The following is an 18,596-nucleotide window of genomic DNA, read 5'->3' as shown; positions in this document are numbered from 1 at the left end:
TTAGATTCTTTATTCGGTAATCAACCTCAACTTTTTCGCCCCTACCCGGGCTTTCAGCCACTCGCTGATTTTCTCTTTCTCCGTATTCGTCGGATGTTTGGCAAACTTCATGACAGCCAGCGTCACCGTATCCGTTTTCATCGAATCTACCCGTACTTCGAGCGAGTGAGCAATGGAAAGCGTAGTGATAGAAGGATAAAGCACCTTCAGTTCCGGCACCAGTGTACGACTCATTTCATCATACGATTTATATTGTTGGAGAGTTGTCTCCAGTTGAGTTATTTTGACTTTCTGTTCCTGAAGCCGTTGTTCGCTGTTCTTGTAGAAGTCTTCCATTACCATGGCACGGATAGAAGACACATCCACCGCTTCGTTGTTCATACCCTGCAATACTATCAGCTTGGTATCTTCAAGTTTATACTCTTTCAGTTTACTGCGGGCTATGGAGATCGAAGCGTCCGGCACTTCCGAGCCGATCAGGACAACACGGACTTCCTTATGTTCATAGCTGACCTTTTTATCAAGCACTTGCGTATTCTCGAATCCCAACTGTTCGTTGATAAACCGGTTGGCCGCCGCTTCATAGAAGGTACTTTTGATAATGCCGAATGTCAGATAAACAGCCGGGCACATCGTCAGAATCACAATCAGGATGATATATTTACGCACCGTCTTTTCACGGTTTTTATCAACGAACTCTTTCCGCTGGAAATGCATCACACGCACACCGATAAAAGTTGCGAGGCTAATGAATACGGAATTTATGAAGTAGAGGTAAAAGGCTCCCAGAAAATAGATCAGATTACCGGAAGCCAGCCCGTAACCAGCCGTACAAAGCGGCGGCATCAATGCCGTAGCGATAGCGACACCCGGAATCACGTTCCCTTTTTCTTTCGTAGAAAGAGCCACCACACCTGCCAGACCACCGAAAAGTGCGATGAATACGTCATAAATTGTCGGCGATGTGCGGGCCAGCAACTCTGACTGCGAACCGGCAATAGGCGCCAGAAGGAAGAAGATTGTCGCCGTCGTCACACTGAAAGCGGTCGTAATAAGAAAACTCTTTAAAGAACGTTTCATCAGTTCGAAGTCGTTCAAGCCGACAGAAAGCCCTACTCCCATGATAGGCCCCATCAACGGAGAAATCAACATGGCACCGATGATCACGGCGGTAGAGTTCACATTCAAGCCAAGTGACGCCATGAAAATGGCAAAGATAAGAATCCACAGGTTCGCCCCCTTGAACTCCACACCTTTACGGATAGAATCAACTGTTGCCAGTTCATTATCCTTATCCTTTCTCAAATCCAGATATTCGCCTAAAAAGGACTTTATGGCGAATTTATTACGTTCATCTGTCTTCATAAGTTATTTCTTCTTTATAAATCGATTAATAACAGGTAGCTGACTTAACGGCAAATCTTTCTTGACGATGTATGCTACAAACAACAATAAAAGCACAGTACGGAAAGCCAGACGGAGCACAAGATCAGAAATCGGCACTTGTTCGCCGATCACATACAGTACCGCAGCAAGCAGGATATAAAGTCCCAGACTTTTCAAGTCATACTGAATCGGATACTTCTTCTGTCCCATCCAATAGGACAACAGCATAATCACCCCATATCCGGCAACAGAAGCCCACGCAGAAGCAATATAACCATACACAGGCACAAACACAATGTTCATCACCACAATAATGGCACATCCTATCAGTGAGAAATAAGCCCCCCAACGTGTTTCATCCGTCAGTTTATACCAAAAGGAAAGATTGAAATAGATTCCCTTACATATTTCTGCAAGCATCACAACAGCCACTACTCCCAACCCTTCCCAATATCCTCTTGCCACCAGATAGCGCAACAAATCCAAATAGAACATCACGGCAAGGAAAGCCAACAATGAGAAGATGAGGAAATATTTCATTGCAGCCGCATACATTTTACGATTGTCCCCTTCTCTGTCTTTTCCAAAAACAAAGGGTTCGTATGCATAACGGAAAGCCTGCGTAAACATAGCCATTACCATAGCAATCTTACTGGTAGCCGCATAAATGCCCAACTGGACCAGTCCTTCCTGACGATCCTCGAAAAGAAACGGATAAATCATCTTATCCACCGTCTGATTCAGAATACCGACCAGCCCCAGAATCAACACCGGGAAAGAATATACTACCATTCGTTTTAGCAGTGCCTTGTCCAACTTATAAGCAAAGCCTCTCAATTCAGGAATAAAGAAGAACATCTGCACTGCCGAAATAATCAGATTGCTGATGAAAATATAACCTACCAGATAATCCGGATCATAAAACCAGGAAACCGTTGCCGGAAAATGAACATTCAGCCACGGACAGAGCAACAGAAAGAACAGATTCAAGCCAATTCCACCGATAATGGAAAGCAATTTAATAGCCGCAAACTTAATCGGTCTTTTCTTATAACGTAAGTAGGCGAAAGGAATGCACTGGAAAGAATCCAAAGCCACCACCATAGCCATCATCGCTATAAACTCGGGATGATTGCCATAATCCAGCAGATTGGCGATCGGTTGCAGGAACAGTAGACAGAGAAGGACGAAAATCAAGGATACCCCGCCTACTGAAAGCAAAGAGTTTGCATACACTTTCATCGGATCTTCCCCTGATTTATTGGCAAAGCGGAAGAAACCCGTTTCCATACCGAACGTGAGCAGTACGAGCATCAAAGCTGTAAATGCATAGACATTTGATACTACTCCATAGCCTCCGGAAGAAGCCGGTAAAACTGCTGTGTACAACGGTACCAGCATATAATTGAGGAATCGACCGACAATACTACTCAATCCATAAATCGCAGTATCTTTTGCTAATGATTTCAGTCCAGCCATGTTCTATTTTATCAGATTAATGATATTATAATACTACCTTCACCAAAATTGATTAAAAGTCGGTAGTATCTCCATTCTCCTCCTTCGGGAAGGAGGAGTACCCGTAGGGGGAGGTGGTAGGATTTTCTCTCCTTTTTTTCACAACCTCCCGAATCTCCTCCACAATCCGCGTAGGATTCTCAAATACGACTCTATTCTCAAAACGTATTACCCAAATATTTTTCTCATTGACGAGAAAACGTGCACGATTATCAGCATAATCCATAGCTTCCGTAGTAGAATGTACTTCACCGTCCAACTCTATCCCCAGCCGGAATTGCGGGCAATAAAAGTCTAAAATATAAGGACCGACACTATGCTGCCGACGAAACTTAAGTCCATCTATTTGCTGCCCTTTGATTAACTTCCAGAGAGTGGCTTCGGCAGAAGTACTCATATTTCTTAGATCTTTTCGAACGGATTTTAGTTCGGGCTTATTCATTATATCGTGCATAGATAATTGTTTTATGTATTCACCTACCACCTCCCCCTACGGGTACTCCTCCTTCCCGAAGGAGGAGAATGGAGATACTACCGACTTTTTACTTTAATCAATTCCGGTGAAATGGTACCGCCCACTATCAGTCGTTAAACAATGTTTTCTGACTGTTATAAAGGCTTCTTCCCAAATGTTTGTAGGCAAGTTCGGTCACCTCACGTCCGCGAGGAGTACGCTTCATGAATCCTTCTTTTATCAGGAAGGGTTCGTAAACTTCCTCAATCGTCCCCGCATCTTCCCCCAAAGCCGTAGCAATGGTAGTGATTCCCACAGGACCGCCCTTAAACTTGTCTATAATCGTACAAAGTATCTTGTTGTCTATCTCATCCAGACCGTACTTGTCAATATTCAATGCCTCCAGTGCAAACTGGGCTATTTCCGTGTCAATAGAACCGGAACCCTTCACCTGTGCAAAGTCGCGCACCCGGCGGAGCAAGGCATTGGCAATACGCGGCGTCCCACGGCTGCGGGAAGCAATCTCTCCTGCCGCACGCAACGAGCAAGGCACATCCAATATGGAAGCGGAACGACGGATAATGTTACTCAAGATATCATCATCATAGTATTCCAGATGCAGATTGATTCCGAAACGTGCACGGAGCGGTGCCGTCAGCAGACCGCTGCGTGTTGTTGCGCCAACCAGCGTGAAAGGATTCAGATCTATCTGGATGCTACGTGCCGAAGGCCCTTTATCAATCATGATATCAATGCGATAGTCTTCCATGGCAGAATAAAGATATTCTTCCACCACGGGCGACAAGCGATGAATTTCATCAATAAAGAGTACATCATTCGGTTCGAGACTGGTCAGCACACCTGCCAAATCTCCCGGTTTATCGAGCACCGGACCGGAGGTTACCTTAAAGCCGACTCCCAACTCGTTGGCAATGATATTTGAAAGCGTTGTTTTTCCCAATCCGGGAGGTCCGTGCAGCAGGACATGGTCGAGTGCTTCGCCACGCAAGCGTGCCGCCTTCACAAAGATGCGAAGGTTTTCCACCACCTTATCCTGTCCGCTAAAGTCCTCAAAACTCAACGGCCGGAGTGCATTCTCAAAATCCCGTTCCCTTGAAGTAAGCTGATGTTCGCGTATGTTAAAATCTTCCTGTTCCATTTATTTCTTGAAAGTAGGAGACAAAGATAGAGATTTACATTCATTTTCAGTACAAGAAAAACGAATAAAAACTCCGGGCACGCTCTGAATGGCAGCTATCGGAAGGCTATTTATAAAGATTTAAGAGAATATAGGGCCAACCTTGTGCCAACGTATTGGCACAGCCATGCCACCCTGTTGGCACTATCGTGCCACTGCGATGGCACAGTTGTGCCAGCGGGGAAGCACTGTCTGTGCAACGAAGTCTTCATCTATGACGTGTCGGGAGACAACCTTTTATCCTGTTATTAGTTTATTTGAAACGTAATAACTACTTTTGCATCATCTATATACACGCTATCAACTATGGTTTTAAATTACATCTGGATAGGATTCTTTGTCGTCGCCTTTATTATCGCCCTTATAAAAGTAATTTTCCTGGGAGATACGGAGATATTTACGGCTATCATGAACTCTACATTCGATTCGTCAAAGACAGCTTTCGAAATCTCGTTGGGACTTACGGGAGTATTGGCCCTCTGGCTGGGTATCATGAAAGTCGGAGAGAACAGCGGACTGATTAATGCTCTGGCACGTTTCCTGAGTCCGGTACTCTGCCGATTGTTTCCGGATATACCTAAAGGACATCCGGTGTTAGGTTCTATCTTTATGAATATGTCCGCCAATATGCTCGGACTGGACAATGCCGCCACCCCGTTGGGACTAAAAGCGATGAAAGAATTGCAAGAGTTGAATCCGAAAAAAGATACCGCTTCCAATCCGATGATTATGTTTCTGGTGATTAATACTTCCGGCCTCATCATCATCCCGATCAGTATCATGGTTTACCGGGCACAAATGGGAGCTGCCCAGCCTACGGATGTATTTATTCCTATTCTGTTAAGTACCTTCATTTCCACTCTGGTCGGGGTCATAGCAGTCAGTATCGCCCAGAAGATAAACCTGATCAATAAGCCCATTCTGATTTTAATGGGTATCATCTGTCTTTTCTTCTCCGGTTTGATTTACCTGTTCCTGAGTGTTTCTCGGGAAGATATGGGCACTTACTCTACCCTGATAGCGAATATTCTTCTGTTCAGTGTCATTATCCTGTTTATTTTAACGGGTGTCAGAAAGAAGATTAACGTATATGATTCTTTCGTGGAAGGAGCCAAGGAAGGGTTTACGACAGCTGTGCGCATTATTCCTTATCTGGTTGCTTTTCTGGTAGGCATTGCGGTATTCCGTACTTCGGGAGCCATGGATTTTCTGGTGGGAGGTATCGGATACGTAGTAGGACTATGCGGAGTCGACACAAGCTTTGTGGGAGCACTGCCCACTGCATTGATGAAATCGCTTAGCGGCAGCGGTGCCAACGGGTTGATGATTGATACAATGAAGGAACTGGGGCCGGATTCGTTTGTAGGACGCATGAGTTGCGTGGTACGCGGGGCGTCGGATACCACATTCTACATCCTTGCCGTTTACTTCGGCAGCGTAGGTATCACCAAGACCCGCAACGCCGTCACCTGTGGCCTGATAGCCGACTTCTCGGGTATCATAGCCGCTATCTTAATCAGTTATTTATTTTTCTTTTAAATCATAACATTCAATTATGGCTGTAACTTATCAAACAGAAGGCATCAAAATGCCTGAAATCAAGAAACGCGAGACTACGGAATGGATCAAAGCCGTAGCTGCTTCCTATGGAAAAAGACTCGGTGAAATCGCTTATATTTTCTGTTCCGATGAAAAAATTCTGGAAGTAAACCGCCAATATCTGCAACACGACTACTACACGGACATCATTACTTTCGACTATTGTGAGGGCGACCGCCTGTCCGGAGACTTGTTCATCAGCTTGGATACGGTACGCACCAATGCAGAACAATTCGGCGCTTCTTATGACAATGAACTCCACCGTGTCATTATTCACGGGATACTTCATCTTTGCGGTATAAACGATAAAGGACCCGGAGAACGGGAAATTATGGAAGCGGCGGAAAATAAGGCATTGGCAATGCTACACTAAATACCAGACTTTCTCAATCATCCTCTATAAATGGAAAAACGCCCTATCGTAATCACTACGACAGGGCATTCTCATTAGCCTTCGCTAATTAACATTAAATTATTTAAGAGAGAGATTTATTACTTCTTGTCGGGAGCCACTTCCGAAGTGACCAACTTCTTGATAGACTTGGTATTCAGATACAGGAAAGCCAACCGTGGAGGTCCGTCCTGCGCAACCAATTCCAATGAATCAGGTGTTATGTAACCTATACGTTCACGTGTCTTATACACTTCCACCTTTCCATCTTCTCCTTTGCTAAACCCTTCAACGATTAAATAGCCATCTTTATCAATCTTCCAAGTCTTCAAATCCAAAGAGGGAATATTGACGGCAGAGCATTTCCCACCTTTTTTAAACTCAAATCCTTTCAGTTCACCGGTAGACTGATAGGTATAAGGATTGCACCATTTACCTATAATTTGTTTCTCCACCTTCTTCTGTCCATAGCTGCTGAATGCAAAGCAAGACAGAGCCATAACTGTCATTAATAGTTTCTTCATTTCATTTATTTTTCTAGTAAATCATATTTTTGGTCAATGCCACGTTCTCTCAGATGAATACCCTCTTTCATCCAACGCGGTTCTTTTGTTCCTTTCAGGTAATAGTCGAAGAATTGCATCATCCGGATAGTCCAGTCCTTCTGGGCAGCCTGATTACTAAGGAAATGTCCTTCACCTTTGTAGTTGAGATGCCATGCCGGACGCTGTAAACGGCGCATAGCCAAATACAAGGCACGCCCCTGTTCATAAGCCACAGCCTCATCTTTGTCATTATGCCAGATCAGTAACGGCGTATGTATTTTATCGGCCTCTATGATAGCGGAGTTTGCCAGATATTTGTCCTTGGCTTCCCACAAATTCTTTCCCATACGGCTTTGCCATTCTTCGTACATGAAATAACGCGGTAAACCGCTTCCACCACGAATGCCCAAATAACCGGTCACCATATCAGTGATAGGAGCACCAATATTGGCACAAGTAAATAGATCAGTTTTAGTCACCAGATAACTGGTTTGGAATCCCGACCAGCTATGTCCTTGCAGACCTATCTTTCCCGGATGTGCTATCCCCTGCTCTATCAAATATTTGGTTCCGCTTACTACGGCATCATAACAACTCTGTCCCGGTGTTCCTATAGTGAAATGCACATCCGGCATGAATACGATATATCCGTTGCTGACGAAATACATCACATCACCCATTGCGCTGCTCAACATCGGAGCATGATAAGTATTCAATCCACCTGAATGCGTTTCATAGAATTGTACCAGTACGGGATATTCTTTTTGAGGATCATAATCTTCCGGCAGATAAAGTATTCCCTTATTGGGTTTATTCTCATAGTTTGTCCATTCCACCAACTTTGCAGTTCCCCATTTGTATTCACTTTGCTGAGGATTAGCATTCGTTATACGGATCGGATCGGAGAAATCGGCTTTGCTCCACCACAGATCACGGAATTCTGACATATTCTGACGATTCCAGATGCAATACTTCTGATTATCCGAGAAACGATGAATCGCATAGATATAAGGACCTTCCGCAAGCTTCTTCAAACGACCTTTCATGTCAAGCGAATAAATGCCTTCATCCATCGTATTCTCATCCCACACGCTGACTACAACCGTCTCGTCCGGTTTGAAAACTTCCTTATCAATATTGCTGGTCATTTTACGGATAGATCTCTTATTTTTGCGGCCATATCCCTTGGTGAAACATTCCGGCTGACGTTCTCCGGTTAAATCTATCTTCCACCAGTCATAAGCATCGTAAATCAGTACATTATTACCATCAGCAGTCCAACCTGCAATGCCATAGGCAGGCGCAGGATTCGGTTTATCATAAGTTTCCTCGAATACCGGATAACCAATAGCTGTTGAAATATCGGTAACCTTACCCGTTGTTCCGTCAAACTTATTCCATACCTGTGCAACAGGATCATACATCACAGCCCATTTACCGTTCATTGACCACTTCGGCCTTGTCCGATAGCTACGTCCTACCAATTGCTTTTTTCCTGTATGCACATTCACAGAATAGATATCAAACGGCACTTCATTAAGCCATTCTTTCTGCATACGATAGGGAGTTTCGTCCGTATAAAGCACATAATGTATTTCTTCTGCACGGTCCGGTTCCAACAAATCAGCATGACCGGGAGCTACTTCCGTCAATTTTCCGGAAGCAATATCATAGATATATTTTGAATATTGAGGACGGAAATAACGACCACGAGTCTGCAACGTAGGAACTTCATATTCATCCCAAGTCCACAGCTCCAGTTCGAAACTCTTATCCGGCTTTACTTCCTCTTCTTTTTTATCTTTATTTACTTTCTCCTGATAAGGTCTGAGTTCCATTGTCAGGAACTTCTGACTGTGCGACAGAGTGGCCCGCGCAAGTTCCATTCCTGCCGGTAGAATCACCTCTTTACGGTCGAAGACCAAATCGCAGGTATTCTTCTTTAAAGAGAAATTATACCATAGCGAATCCTTAATACTGAATTCTCCTGTCATCAGTTTTGTATCCAAACTGAAAGAAACAGGTTCTTTCTTTACAGCACTCTGATAGATAGTCTGATAGGGTCCCGTCAATGGGCCATAACACAATGCGTTTCCTTTTGCCTGCCTGCGTACAAAAATGATAGAACGTCCTTCATTGTATAAGGTATAATAGCCAATACTATCAATCTGAAAAGCAGTACCGGTTTTCAGATGACGAACCACCAAACGATTAAAAGACGGGACATGATTGACCGTATCTTTCGGAACGTTTGTCACTGAGACTGAATAAGGAGTTCCATTTACCGGCCGGAAAGATTCCTTATATTTCCATTCTTTCTTGATACCTGAAGGAAGTTCCATCAGGATCGTCTTCATATTTCCTGTAGAGTCAGCCTTCTGATAAGAAAGAGCTTGATCCGAATTATAAAACTCAATGTTTTCCACATCATCCAGCAGAATCTCCTTGCGGGTACGTGTATCAAACAGATGTACAGTTTTTGCGTCGGTGTTTTCAGGATTGTACTCCATAGGTGCAATCCGGTAGGTAACCCAACGTCCTGTTGGGGAGATATCCGGCGATTCAACACGCTTCCACGACATGCAGGCTTCAATGTCAACCGGCTTCTTCTGTGTTTGAGCATCGACACTCGGGACAAAACCGACTAACACTCCCACTATTAATCCGATTCCCATTATTGTCTGCTTCATTTTATCTTCTCCTTTCATCTTTTATCATATCTTTATTCAAATCAATATCACAGTCTGCCGAGTTATCATGTAACAACAGACGTGCAAAATGACGCCACATTTTATGCTCAAAAAAGCTCTCGGACTCACCGAAGAATCCATGAGTACATTTAGGTAACACAAACATATCAAAGTCCTTATCCGCTTTAATCAATGCATCTACCAGACGTAAAGTATTGGCCGGATTCACAGTCTGGTCTATGGCACCGGTAAACAGCAGCAATCCATGTTTGTAATTCTTCGCCAACTCCTGATTCGGACGCACACGTACACTATAATTATACGTTTTGCTCTCTACTCCCAAACTGTCTTTAGTCGTTGTCACCTTCTCATCTACACCATAATGAATCTCCACGAAACCTTTATTGTAAATACGATTGTCATGGTTACCGGCCGATGAGACAGCAGCCGAATAAAAGTCCGGATAAGTGCAAATAGCGGCAGCCGACATAAATCCGCCGCCTGAATGACCGTAAATACCTACCTTGGTAGCATCTATAAAGGGATAACGGGCAGCCAGTTGTTCGATAGCATATTTATCATCCGCCAGCGGATAATCGCGCATATTATTGTATCCATAGGTATGATAAGCCTTTCCACGCATTGGAGTACCCCCTCTGTGGCCTACGGTAATTACAATGAATCCCAGTTGAGCCAAACGGGTGTTATAAACATCATTTATTGTGAAACGAGTCGGCACGTACTCGAAGAACGGCCCCGGATAAACATTTGAAATAATAGGGTAAACTTTCGTCGAATCAAAATCGGCGGGCTTCCACATCACACCATAAAGGTCGGTTACTCCGTCGGCAGCTTTTACTTTAAAACGTTCCGGAGCTTTCCAGCCCATTTCATAGACAGGTTGCAAGTCCGGTTTCTCCAATGTCATGATTACCTTCCCATTCCGGTTGCGAACCACGTTTACCGGCTCCTGCGACACGGTAGAATATGAATCTACCAGATAGCGACAGGAGGGAGAGATACTGACTTCGTGTGACGCATTCTCCGGCGTCAACAGACGGAGTGCATTCGGACGATCCAAATGAGCTTCATAAAGAATATAGTAATAAGGGTCAATTCCTTTCTCCCGTCCATAACCATAGAAATACATCTTGCGTCCGACAGTATCAATCTGCGCAACCGGGCCGGCTACCCAAGTACCGTCTGTCAGTTGATTCTTCAGGTTTCCTGTTGCTGTATCATACAGATAATAATGTCCCCAACCGTTACGTTCGGAACGGAACAGGATTTCTTTTCCGTCATTCAGGAAAGAAACATTACGCATCTGATAATCGAGATACGGCTTGTTTTCTTCATGAATCACCACACGCACTTTTCCGGTCTCTACATCCACTTCGCAAATATCCGACTGGTTCCATGTACGGTTATAGCGTTGGAAGTACAAGCGTTTTCCGTCTTTTGACGCATACAATACATCAATATACTGATCCGGCCAACGATTGATATCCACCTTCTTAACTTCCCGCTTGTCTATATCTCCCAACAGTAATTCATATTGAGTCACATTTTTATCGCCGGCCAATTCAGCTTTATAAGTGATCAGTTCAGGAGAAGGCTTGGATAAAGAATTAATAACCCACAAGTCACGGACTTTCCGGTTGTCTTCACGGACAGCGTAGAAACGGTGGCTTCCCGGAATCCAGTGAGCCGATTCGGCTCCGAAACGGCCTTCCATCTTGCCTTCGTCTTCACGGTTGAATGTATAATCCGGCATACCGTCCGTCGTCAATTGAACCGGGATTGTATCCTGTCCCTTTTTCGGGTTTCCAACGAAATACAAGTTATCCTTACTGGCATAAAGAAAATACAAGCTATCCGGAGAATATTTCATCCAATACGGGTCGCCGGTTTTATACGTTGGCTTCTCATCGAGTTGCTTCAATTCTTTTGTATGGATATTGTATGTATAAAGTCCGCGGTCAAAATCAATACGAATGGTTTCGTTGTCCTTCATAAATGTGAAAGACAAATGCGGATCTGCCGAAGAATAGGCTTTCTTGGTATATACTGCAATTTTGCTCAATAACTCATCCGTATCAAACAACAATCGTTTCTCCTTCTTCTTCGGATTAACATAATAATATTTCTTTCCTTCACGTGTTGTAAAAGAGTAATAAAAGCAATCCGTATCGTTGATAAACGTCGGTCTGACTTCTGTAGAATACTTATCTATAGGATTTTGCTCCAACAAACGGAACTTTTCCGCTAACTGATAATTCGCTTTTTGTTGCGCACCGGCAAGGTTGCATGATACTAATGCAACCGCCAGGCACAAATATCTAAAGAGAGAGTTTTTCATAAAATCTTATCTATTGTCTTATTTACTACGGTTAATATCTCCCCAATAGTCTGCACGGGTATCACCTAGCAAATGTTTGGCAAAGAAACGGTACATTTTCTTCTCAAAATACTCATCGGCAGAGCCATATCCATGACCGGCTCCGGGAATGACAAGCATATCGAAATCCTTACCGGCCTCAATCAAAGCCTGAGCCATACGGTATGTATGTGCAGGATTCACGTTCTTATCCATATCTCCGGTTACAAGCATCAAGTGTCCTTTCAGATTCTTGGCTATCTCTGCATTCGACTTTACTCTAAACTTGTATTCATATTCTTTGGTCTCGTTACCCAGACTGTCTTTCACCACCTTCTCTACTTCTCTTACACCATTGTAACATTCTCCCCAACCACGGTTATAGATACTATTATCATGGTTTCCGGAACAAGAAACGGCAGCCTTATAAAAGTCCGGATAAGTGCAGATAGCAGCCGCAGCCATAAATCCGCCACCGGAATGTCCGTAGATACCAACTTTCTTACCGTCAATAAACGAGTGGCGCTGAGCCAACTGCTCAATAGCATACTTATCATCTTCCAACGGATAATCACGCATATTGCCGTAACCGTAACGGTGATATGCCTTTCCACGCATCGGAGTATCTCCCCTATGGCCTACAGTGATTACAATAAAGCCAAGCTGCGCCATACGGGTACAATAGCTATCATCCAACGTAAAGTTAGTAGGAACGAACCCGAAGTATGGTCCCGGATAAACAACCGAAATAATCGGATATTTCTTTTCCGGATCAAAATTAGACGGCTTCCACATCACTCCATACAAATCCGTAACATTATCGGCAGCTTTCACCACAAAATTTTCCGGCTTCTTCCAACCGGCGGCATATACCTGACTTAAATCAGGCTTTGCTAACTCCATAATCACCTTGCCGGTATTGTCCTTCAATAATATCTTCGGTTCCATATCGACTCTTGAGAATGTATCAATAAAGTAGCGCCTAGACTTCAAAAAGATTACCCGGTGCTGCCCGTCTTCTTTAGTGAGTAGAGTTGCTCCCTCACGATCCATATTGGACTTATACAAACGATAGTAAAACGGATTGATCTTCGGGTCATCTCCATATCCATAAAAATAAACCGTACGTTGCAGCGTATCAATAGCGGCAATATGTCCGCTTACCCACGGTCCTGAAGATATCGCATTTTTCAGGTTCCCTTGACCGTCGTAATGATAATAGTGTCCCCACCCTGTACGTTCGGAACGAAATAGAATATCTTTTCCATCATTCAGAACTTCCACGCTACGCGCATGCGGATCACGATAAGGCTTATCCACCTCATGAATCAGTTCTTTGACCTCCAAGGTAGAGGTATTGACCGAACACACGTCTACCTCATCCCATGTACGTTTGGTACGTTCAAAAAAGACATACTTGCTATCCGACGTTACACTAAAAGGCATCACATACTGGTCATTCCACTTTTGTATCTTCGCTTTTCTCGCAGTCCGTTCTACAATATCAATGATTACAAGTTCATTCTGGGTTACATATTTATCTCCCGGAAATTCATACTTATATTTCTTCAACTCCGGCTTGTCCGAAATCGAATTAATCACCCAAAAGTCACGCAATTTCCGATTATCATCAAGCACAATATATGCATGCCGGCTATCAGGACACCAACGAGCATTAGAAGGAACTTCACCATTCTCCCCCGCATCCTCCTCACGAGCATACGAAAAATCAGGGACTCCGTCCGTAGTCAATTGCACTTCCGTAGTATCTACTCCCAATGCCTTGTTGCCCTTCACATACAAGTTATGGTCTTTCGCATACAGTATGTACTTCTTATCCGGAGAAAAATTCATCCATGAATATATCGGCTCGGCATCTCTGTCATCTGCCTTTTTCTCCTCCACCTCTTTCAATTTGCGGGTAATTCGATTGTAATCATACTTTTTCGACCTGTAACTGAATACAAATGACTTTTGATCTTTTGCGAACTTTAATTCTGACAAATCCAACCTTACCGGATTCACAACCTCATGAGTTAAACCGGAAAGCAGCATAGCCATTTCCTCGTTATCGAAGAGTAACTCCTTCTTTCCCTCCTTGGGGTTGACATAATAGTAGTGTTTACCTGCCGAAGTCGTAAAATCAAACCAGAAATTATCCGTATCATTGATTTCATGCGGATAAAGGGACATACTATTATTAGACAGTTTTCCCCCTAATGTAAATTCATGAAACTTCTCTGCCAACTCATAATTGGCTTGTACCGTATCATGCTCGGCAGGAACTTGTCCCCATCCTTGCAATGCAAGAGTAAAAGACAAGCTGCCGGCAATAAAAAGTTGTTTTAATACCATAATGGTTATTTATTATCAAAAAAACGCTTTTAAAGCTCTTCTAGAACGCAAATGACATATAATCCATACCGCGTCCCAGTTTATAAAGGACATCTACTATTTTACCAAACTTCTTGTTTTCTTCCGAGGTAGTTTCATTCGGGAATTGTTGTTTAAGAGAAACCTCTGTACACGTCCCATCTTCCAATCTTGTTTCTACAACACCGAATATATAGAAACTTCCGTCTTCCAGAGCAACGCCTAATTGCCCAGCGTAAGGATACTTCTGTTTATATAAGTTGGTGGTTACATCCATACCCGACAATGTCTTAACAGCCGCAGGTAAGGGTTCCCCCAATGGCATCAATTCACCTCTATATTCCACATCTCCATAAGCATCCCATCCATATTGATAATAATAAAGTTGATTTCCGCTGGCAATGACTACATAACGCTTGTTTCCAAAATTAGCCATACCACGATAATCATTGATAACACCCAAAGAGGCCTCGTAATACCAACCTTCCAGACAGCCAACATACCTTCTTTCAGCCTCCAATCCGAAATAACGTAATTCATACACCGATGTCGCTTCATCTTTCAGCAGAACAGTCCAATATGGTTCAGACTCTGTTATATCATTTCCAGAGTTATACGGAGCAGGTAATGCATCCACCACAGTCTTCTCTATATTCGAAAAATGATCTTCGCCACTCGGATCAGTGATATTATACATATTTCCACTTGTATAGCTGGAATTTTCAGTAATTACTGTACCACTAGTAGCATATCCCATATCCAAGATTCCAACCAATGAATTATCTTCTTCCGTCAGTGCAAGCATCACATCTGTAATATAATCATTAAACTTGTAGGCTTGGAATAAACGACTGAACCGGGTATTATTATTTAATCCTATGGGCATATAAGTACCTGCATGGAAATCCGTCACATCCGCCTTTTTTTCCCAATAAATCAATCCATTCTCGTCTAGTAGCGCTTTGGATGAAAAAGTCATAGCAGCTTCTACCGGAGAAAAATCAGCAGGAATATCTCCATGAAATTCTTCATCCGTATATACCTCACGTTCCAACGTATTACCATTAAGTTCGACCCAACGATCTTGCTTCACCACCAACTCGTCATACACGCTAATCCCATATTCGCTATTATAATCCATTTCACCAATATTGTTCATTAACCCTTTCGGATTTGAGCCAAGATTGGAGATAATATCACGTTTCACTATATGATAGACCAACGAATCGCGAGTGAACGTCTCTCCACCATACGTTACCTGATAACGTTGTGTTGTGGGCACAATGAAATGGAGCACAGATCGCCCGCCATCATCCGACAAAATCACCCAGCCACGCTGATAGATAGATCTCACATTAATGGTTGTGGATTTTCCGAACTGAACCCCCGTCTTATTATCTGTTACCGCAAATGTCACTTGATATGTGCCACTCTTTTCGGCTTTAAATGTATAAGTGGGACCAGTTTCGCCTGTCTGCAACTTCTTATCTACATACCATTCATAGCTAACATCCGGTGTAATACTATCTATTGTAAACTTAAATGTAGGTGCCAATACCAATTCTTCTCCTTCTATCACACTATAATCCAAATTAAAGTTCTCAAAATTGAGCGCACCACCTTGCATTTCATTTATCTGCTTGTAGTTATAGTTGTTATCATCATCCAAACAACTGGAAACAACTCCAACTAAAACTACTATCACTGCATATATTCCTAATTTTCTCATACTTTGCAATTTTATAATTTACCCTGCCACTTCCACAGTAATCACATTATCATTCTCATCTTTCACCCAATCTTCCATATCCTTTCCTGCGTTCATCTGCTTCAAGGTATTCTTCAATCTCAATGAATACTTACGCAACACTTGCTTATTCTTTCCATCAAACACTATATCATCCTTTTTCAACTCGTCCAAAAACATCTGATACTTTTTTTCTGAGTACTCACCTAAATAATACCAATCAACCGAATTTCCTGGGTTTTCCTCCGTCCCAGCATCGTTTACCGACCACCAATCGGGTTTAAACAAACGATCGGTGACAGAAATGAGAGCACGCGAATACAAATAATCACCTTGTTTCACAGTATTTGCTTCTACAACCTGTAACGCTAATATCTTCGTTTCTGCCCTCAATATCGGATCATTCTTCAATGTTACATAAATAGTATCCGTAAGCAATCCTTTTCTAATCTTACAATCTGCAGGCAATACATACAAATTAGCCGGCAAAGTAGTACGTTCGACATCTGCAATTACATTGAAATGTAAATCTTCATCCTGCATCTGCCCATAAACAGAAACCTCTATCGGTATCTCAGCATCCTCACCTTCATTATACATTTTAAAAGATACTGTAGTAGTATCCTTAGTCATATCGTTAACGAATTTTAAATAGGCTGTGTCGTTGCTGCTGACCAACAATCCCTTCTCTTCACATGAAGCGAGCATCAGACATACGCTGCAAAACAACACTCCCCATATAGCATATCTTTTCTTCATTTTCGTTTCTTTTAAGTAGTTATTCTAAAATAGTATCACACTTAAATGTTTGACTCCGAATCGGGCTTAGGTAATATCATATTTTCGTCAGTTGGTAACACGGGATTACTATAATAAGAACTGGCAGGCATCGTCCGATTCAACCGTTTATACATATAGAAAATCTGTCCTTCACCTAAGAACTCACGACGGGCATCATTTACCAGCAAGTTTATAAACTCTGACTTATTTGTGACATTATCAAACTTCTTTGATACTCCTCTTCCTTTCTTCACCAATTCCAAATACCCCTGCGCTTCTTGGGGATTAGTATCAAAAATTGCTTCAGCGGCAATGTAATACACTTCAGACATACGTATCATAGGAATTGTCTGATTATTTGTTATTCCGACAGTAGTACTCTCCGTCTGTTTGTAATATTTCAAAGTACGATAATAATATCCATAATACATTTCTTCCAGTTGATACTTAAACCGCCAATCACTGTCCTTTTCATCTCCATATAATTCTTTTGCCACCTCGCTATCAAGACACAGATAATGTTCCTCACTAGAGCCGTCGGAACCATGATTTATTTCCTGATCCCATTCCACTAATTCCTTGGGGGAATAAAGCCCAAAAATAATATCATTATACATCTTCATATTTCCATTCCTGAAACCTGATGAACTGGTTGATGCTTTAAAATAACCTGTTTCACTTTCTTCATCAATGATTTTTTTGGCTTCTGCATAAGCTTCCGCATTCTTTCCTGCATACAAATAAACACGAGCTAATTCTGCTGTTACCGCATAATAATTCAAACGATATCCTCTAGATCCTGCAAACTGGCTTTGAGAGACTTCATTGATGTTAAATCTAGAGTTTGCATTCATCTTGGATTCTTTATCAACTTCCTCCAATATACGCTGTGCTTCCTTCAAATCAGCAATAATCTGTTCCAAGCAATAATTAACCGTCTGATGATCGTTAATATAACTGGGATAAACATTGACATAAGGAATAAAAGTACGGTTATCTTCTCTAAAACCAACAGATGAAGGAGACGGAGCATAAATACGAAGCAAATCAAATTGCACAAATGCACGCAATCCAATAGCTTCTCCCAAAATCATCTGGCGTTCACTGTCAAGTCCATAAAAAAGATTAGGGTCAGCTTGAACCGCTTGCTGAGCCAATTCATTACAATTGGCAACCACATTCCAAGCGGCTTTCCACATTGCATCAGTAACAGGAACCAATTCGGTATTTTTAAAAGCAAGCTCTGCTATCTTTCTCATGGGGGTTCCACCAGCTATACTTGGAGCTTGCTCTATGTAATAAGCCTGGGCCCAAGCATCCAGAATTCCCCAAGTAAGGTTACTTCCATACAAATCGAAAGTGGCCATTTTCCGATAAATACCATTCGTCGCTGTACGAAAACCATCACCGGAAGAAAACAAGTATTCCTCCTTTATCTCGTCGGAAGGATAAAGGTCCAGCCAATCTGAACACGAAGAAAGTGTCAAGGCTGCAAACGCAAAAGAAATAAACGTAGTATATATTTTTTGTATCATAAT

The 18,596-nt window shown here is 42.6% G+C and carries 13 protein-coding genes; 2 read left to right on the top strand and 11 right to left on the bottom strand.

The window, feature by feature from the left end:
* Positions 1-9: 9 nt before the first annotated feature.
* The 4 genes from CGC64_RS04030 to ruvB form a co-directional block, all read right to left on the bottom strand.
* A complete protein-coding gene (locus CGC64_RS04030) occupies positions 10-1,365 on the bottom strand; it encodes a TIGR00341 family protein (RefSeq protein ID WP_005676905.1) in 1,356 nt (451 codons plus the stop codon).
* Positions 1,366-1,368: 3 nt separating this feature from the next.
* The gene (locus tag CGC64_RS04025) at positions 1,369-2,865 is read right to left on the bottom strand and encodes an oligosaccharide flippase family protein (protein ID WP_005676904.1); all 1,497 of its coding nucleotides are present in this window, start codon (positions 2,863-2,865) and stop codon (positions 1,369-1,371) included.
* Positions 2,866-2,917: 52 nt separating this feature from the next.
* On the bottom strand, positions 2,918-3,301 hold the full coding sequence (locus CGC64_RS04020) for an endonuclease domain-containing protein (protein WP_229066542.1): 384 nt from the start codon (positions 3,299-3,301) through the stop codon (positions 2,918-2,920).
* Between the two features lie 184 nt (positions 3,302-3,485).
* Positions 3,486-4,517 (bottom strand): Holliday junction branch migration DNA helicase RuvB, encoded by a 1,032-nt coding sequence (gene ruvB / locus CGC64_RS04015; protein ID WP_005676902.1) that lies wholly within the window; start codon positions 4,515-4,517, stop codon positions 3,486-3,488.
* A 345-nt stretch (positions 4,518-4,862) separates the two neighbouring features.
* On the opposite strand from ruvB, the gene CGC64_RS04010 reads away from it, so the two are divergent.
* Both CGC64_RS04010 and ybeY read left to right on the top strand, forming a co-directional pair.
* On the top strand, positions 4,863-6,095 hold the full coding sequence (locus CGC64_RS04010; RefSeq protein WP_005676901.1) for a nucleoside recognition domain-containing protein: 1,233 nt from the start codon (positions 4,863-4,865) through the stop codon (positions 6,093-6,095).
* Positions 6,096-6,111: 16 nt separating this feature from the next.
* On the top strand, positions 6,112-6,528 hold the full coding sequence (gene ybeY, locus CGC64_RS04005; protein WP_005676900.1) for an rRNA maturation RNase YbeY: 417 nt from the start codon (positions 6,112-6,114) through the stop codon (positions 6,526-6,528).
* A 119-nt stretch (positions 6,529-6,647) separates the two neighbouring features.
* Here ybeY and CGC64_RS04000 read toward each other — a convergent pair whose 3' ends face one another.
* Genes CGC64_RS04000 through CGC64_RS03970 form a run of 7 tightly spaced genes read right to left on the bottom strand, consistent with a single transcriptional unit; the run spans position 6,648 to position 18,593 of the window.
* On the bottom strand, positions 6,648-7,070 hold the full coding sequence (locus CGC64_RS04000; protein WP_005676899.1) for a lipocalin-like domain-containing protein: 423 nt from the start codon (positions 7,068-7,070) through the stop codon (positions 6,648-6,650).
* Between the two features lie 5 nt (positions 7,071-7,075).
* Positions 7,076-9,799 (bottom strand): S9 family peptidase, encoded by a 2,724-nt coding sequence (locus CGC64_RS03995; protein ID WP_005676898.1) that lies wholly within the window; start codon positions 9,797-9,799, stop codon positions 7,076-7,078.
* Positions 9,783-12,140, bottom strand: a complete 2,358-nt coding sequence (locus CGC64_RS03990; protein ID WP_005676897.1) for a S9 family peptidase — start codon at positions 12,138-12,140, stop codon at positions 9,783-9,785. Before CGC64_RS03990 ends, CGC64_RS03995 begins: the two co-directional genes overlap by 17 nt.
* A gap of 18 nt (positions 12,141-12,158) precedes the next feature.
* Positions 12,159-14,513, bottom strand: coding sequence for a S9 family peptidase (locus tag CGC64_RS03985; RefSeq protein WP_005676896.1), 2,355 nt, complete (start codon positions 14,511-14,513; stop codon positions 12,159-12,161).
* Between the two features lie 40 nt (positions 14,514-14,553).
* Positions 14,554-16,260 carry a PKD-like family lipoprotein gene (locus CGC64_RS03980; protein ID WP_005676895.1) on the bottom strand — a complete coding sequence of 569 codons (1,707 nt, stop codon included), beginning with the start codon at positions 16,258-16,260 and terminating at the stop codon, positions 14,554-14,556.
* A gap of 18 nt (positions 16,261-16,278) precedes the next feature.
* Positions 16,279-17,037, bottom strand: a complete 759-nt coding sequence (locus CGC64_RS03975; protein WP_005676894.1) for a DUF4843 domain-containing protein — start codon at positions 17,035-17,037, stop codon at positions 16,279-16,281.
* A 41-nt stretch (positions 17,038-17,078) separates the two neighbouring features.
* Positions 17,079-18,593, bottom strand: a complete 1,515-nt coding sequence (locus CGC64_RS03970) for a RagB/SusD family nutrient uptake outer membrane protein (RefSeq protein WP_005676893.1) — start codon at positions 18,591-18,593, stop codon at positions 17,079-17,081.
* Positions 18,594-18,596: the final 3 nt, after the last annotated feature.

The organism is Bacteroides caccae (genome assembly GCF_002222615.2).
In the GTDB taxonomy this organism is placed as follows: domain Bacteria; phylum Bacteroidota; class Bacteroidia; order Bacteroidales; family Bacteroidaceae; genus Bacteroides; species Bacteroides caccae.
The sequence above is the reverse complement of the archived record's forward strand: the minus strand, read 5'-3'. Positions and strand labels throughout refer to the sequence as shown.

Excerpts from the sequence above, each read along its gene's own strand:
- CGC64_RS04000 (WP_005676899.1), bottom strand. The coding sequence starts at position 7,070 with ATGAAGAAACTATTAATGACAGTTATGGCTCTGTCTTGCTTTGCATTC.
- CGC64_RS03990 (WP_005676897.1), bottom strand. The coding sequence starts at position 12,140 with ATGAAAAACTCTCTCTTTAGATATTTGTGCCTGGCGGTTGCATTAGTA.
- CGC64_RS03980 (WP_005676895.1), bottom strand. The coding sequence starts at position 16,260 with ATGAGAAAATTAGGAATATATGCAGTGATAGTAGTTTTAGTTGGAGTT.
- ruvB (WP_005676902.1), bottom strand. The coding sequence starts at position 4,517 with ATGGAACAGGAAGATTTTAACATACGCGAACATCAGCTTACTTCAAGG.
- CGC64_RS04025 (WP_005676904.1), bottom strand. The coding sequence starts at position 2,865 with ATGGCTGGACTGAAATCATTAGCAAAAGATACTGCGATTTATGGATTG.
- CGC64_RS03970 (WP_005676893.1), bottom strand. The coding sequence starts at position 18,593 with ATGATACAAAAAATATATACTACGTTTATTTCTTTTGCGTTTGCAGCC.
- CGC64_RS03995 (WP_005676898.1), bottom strand. The coding sequence starts at position 9,799 with ATGAAAGGAGAAGATAAAATGAAGCAGACAATAATGGGAATCGGATTA.
- CGC64_RS04020 (WP_229066542.1), bottom strand. The coding sequence starts at position 3,301 with ATGAGTACTTCTGCCGAAGCCACTCTCTGGAAGTTAATCAAAGGGCAG.
- CGC64_RS03975 (WP_005676894.1), bottom strand. The coding sequence starts at position 17,037 with ATGAAGAAAAGATATGCTATATGGGGAGTGTTGTTTTGCAGCGTATGT.
- CGC64_RS04030 (WP_005676905.1), bottom strand. The coding sequence starts at position 1,365 with ATGAAGACAGATGAACGTAATAAATTCGCCATAAAGTCCTTTTTAGGC.
- ybeY (WP_005676900.1), top strand. The coding sequence starts at position 6,112 with ATGGCTGTAACTTATCAAACAGAAGGCATCAAAATGCCTGAAATCAAG.
- CGC64_RS03985 (WP_005676896.1), bottom strand. The coding sequence starts at position 14,513 with ATGGTATTAAAACAACTTTTTATTGCCGGCAGCTTGTCTTTTACTCTT.
- CGC64_RS04010 (WP_005676901.1), top strand. The coding sequence starts at position 4,863 with ATGGTTTTAAATTACATCTGGATAGGATTCTTTGTCGTCGCCTTTATT.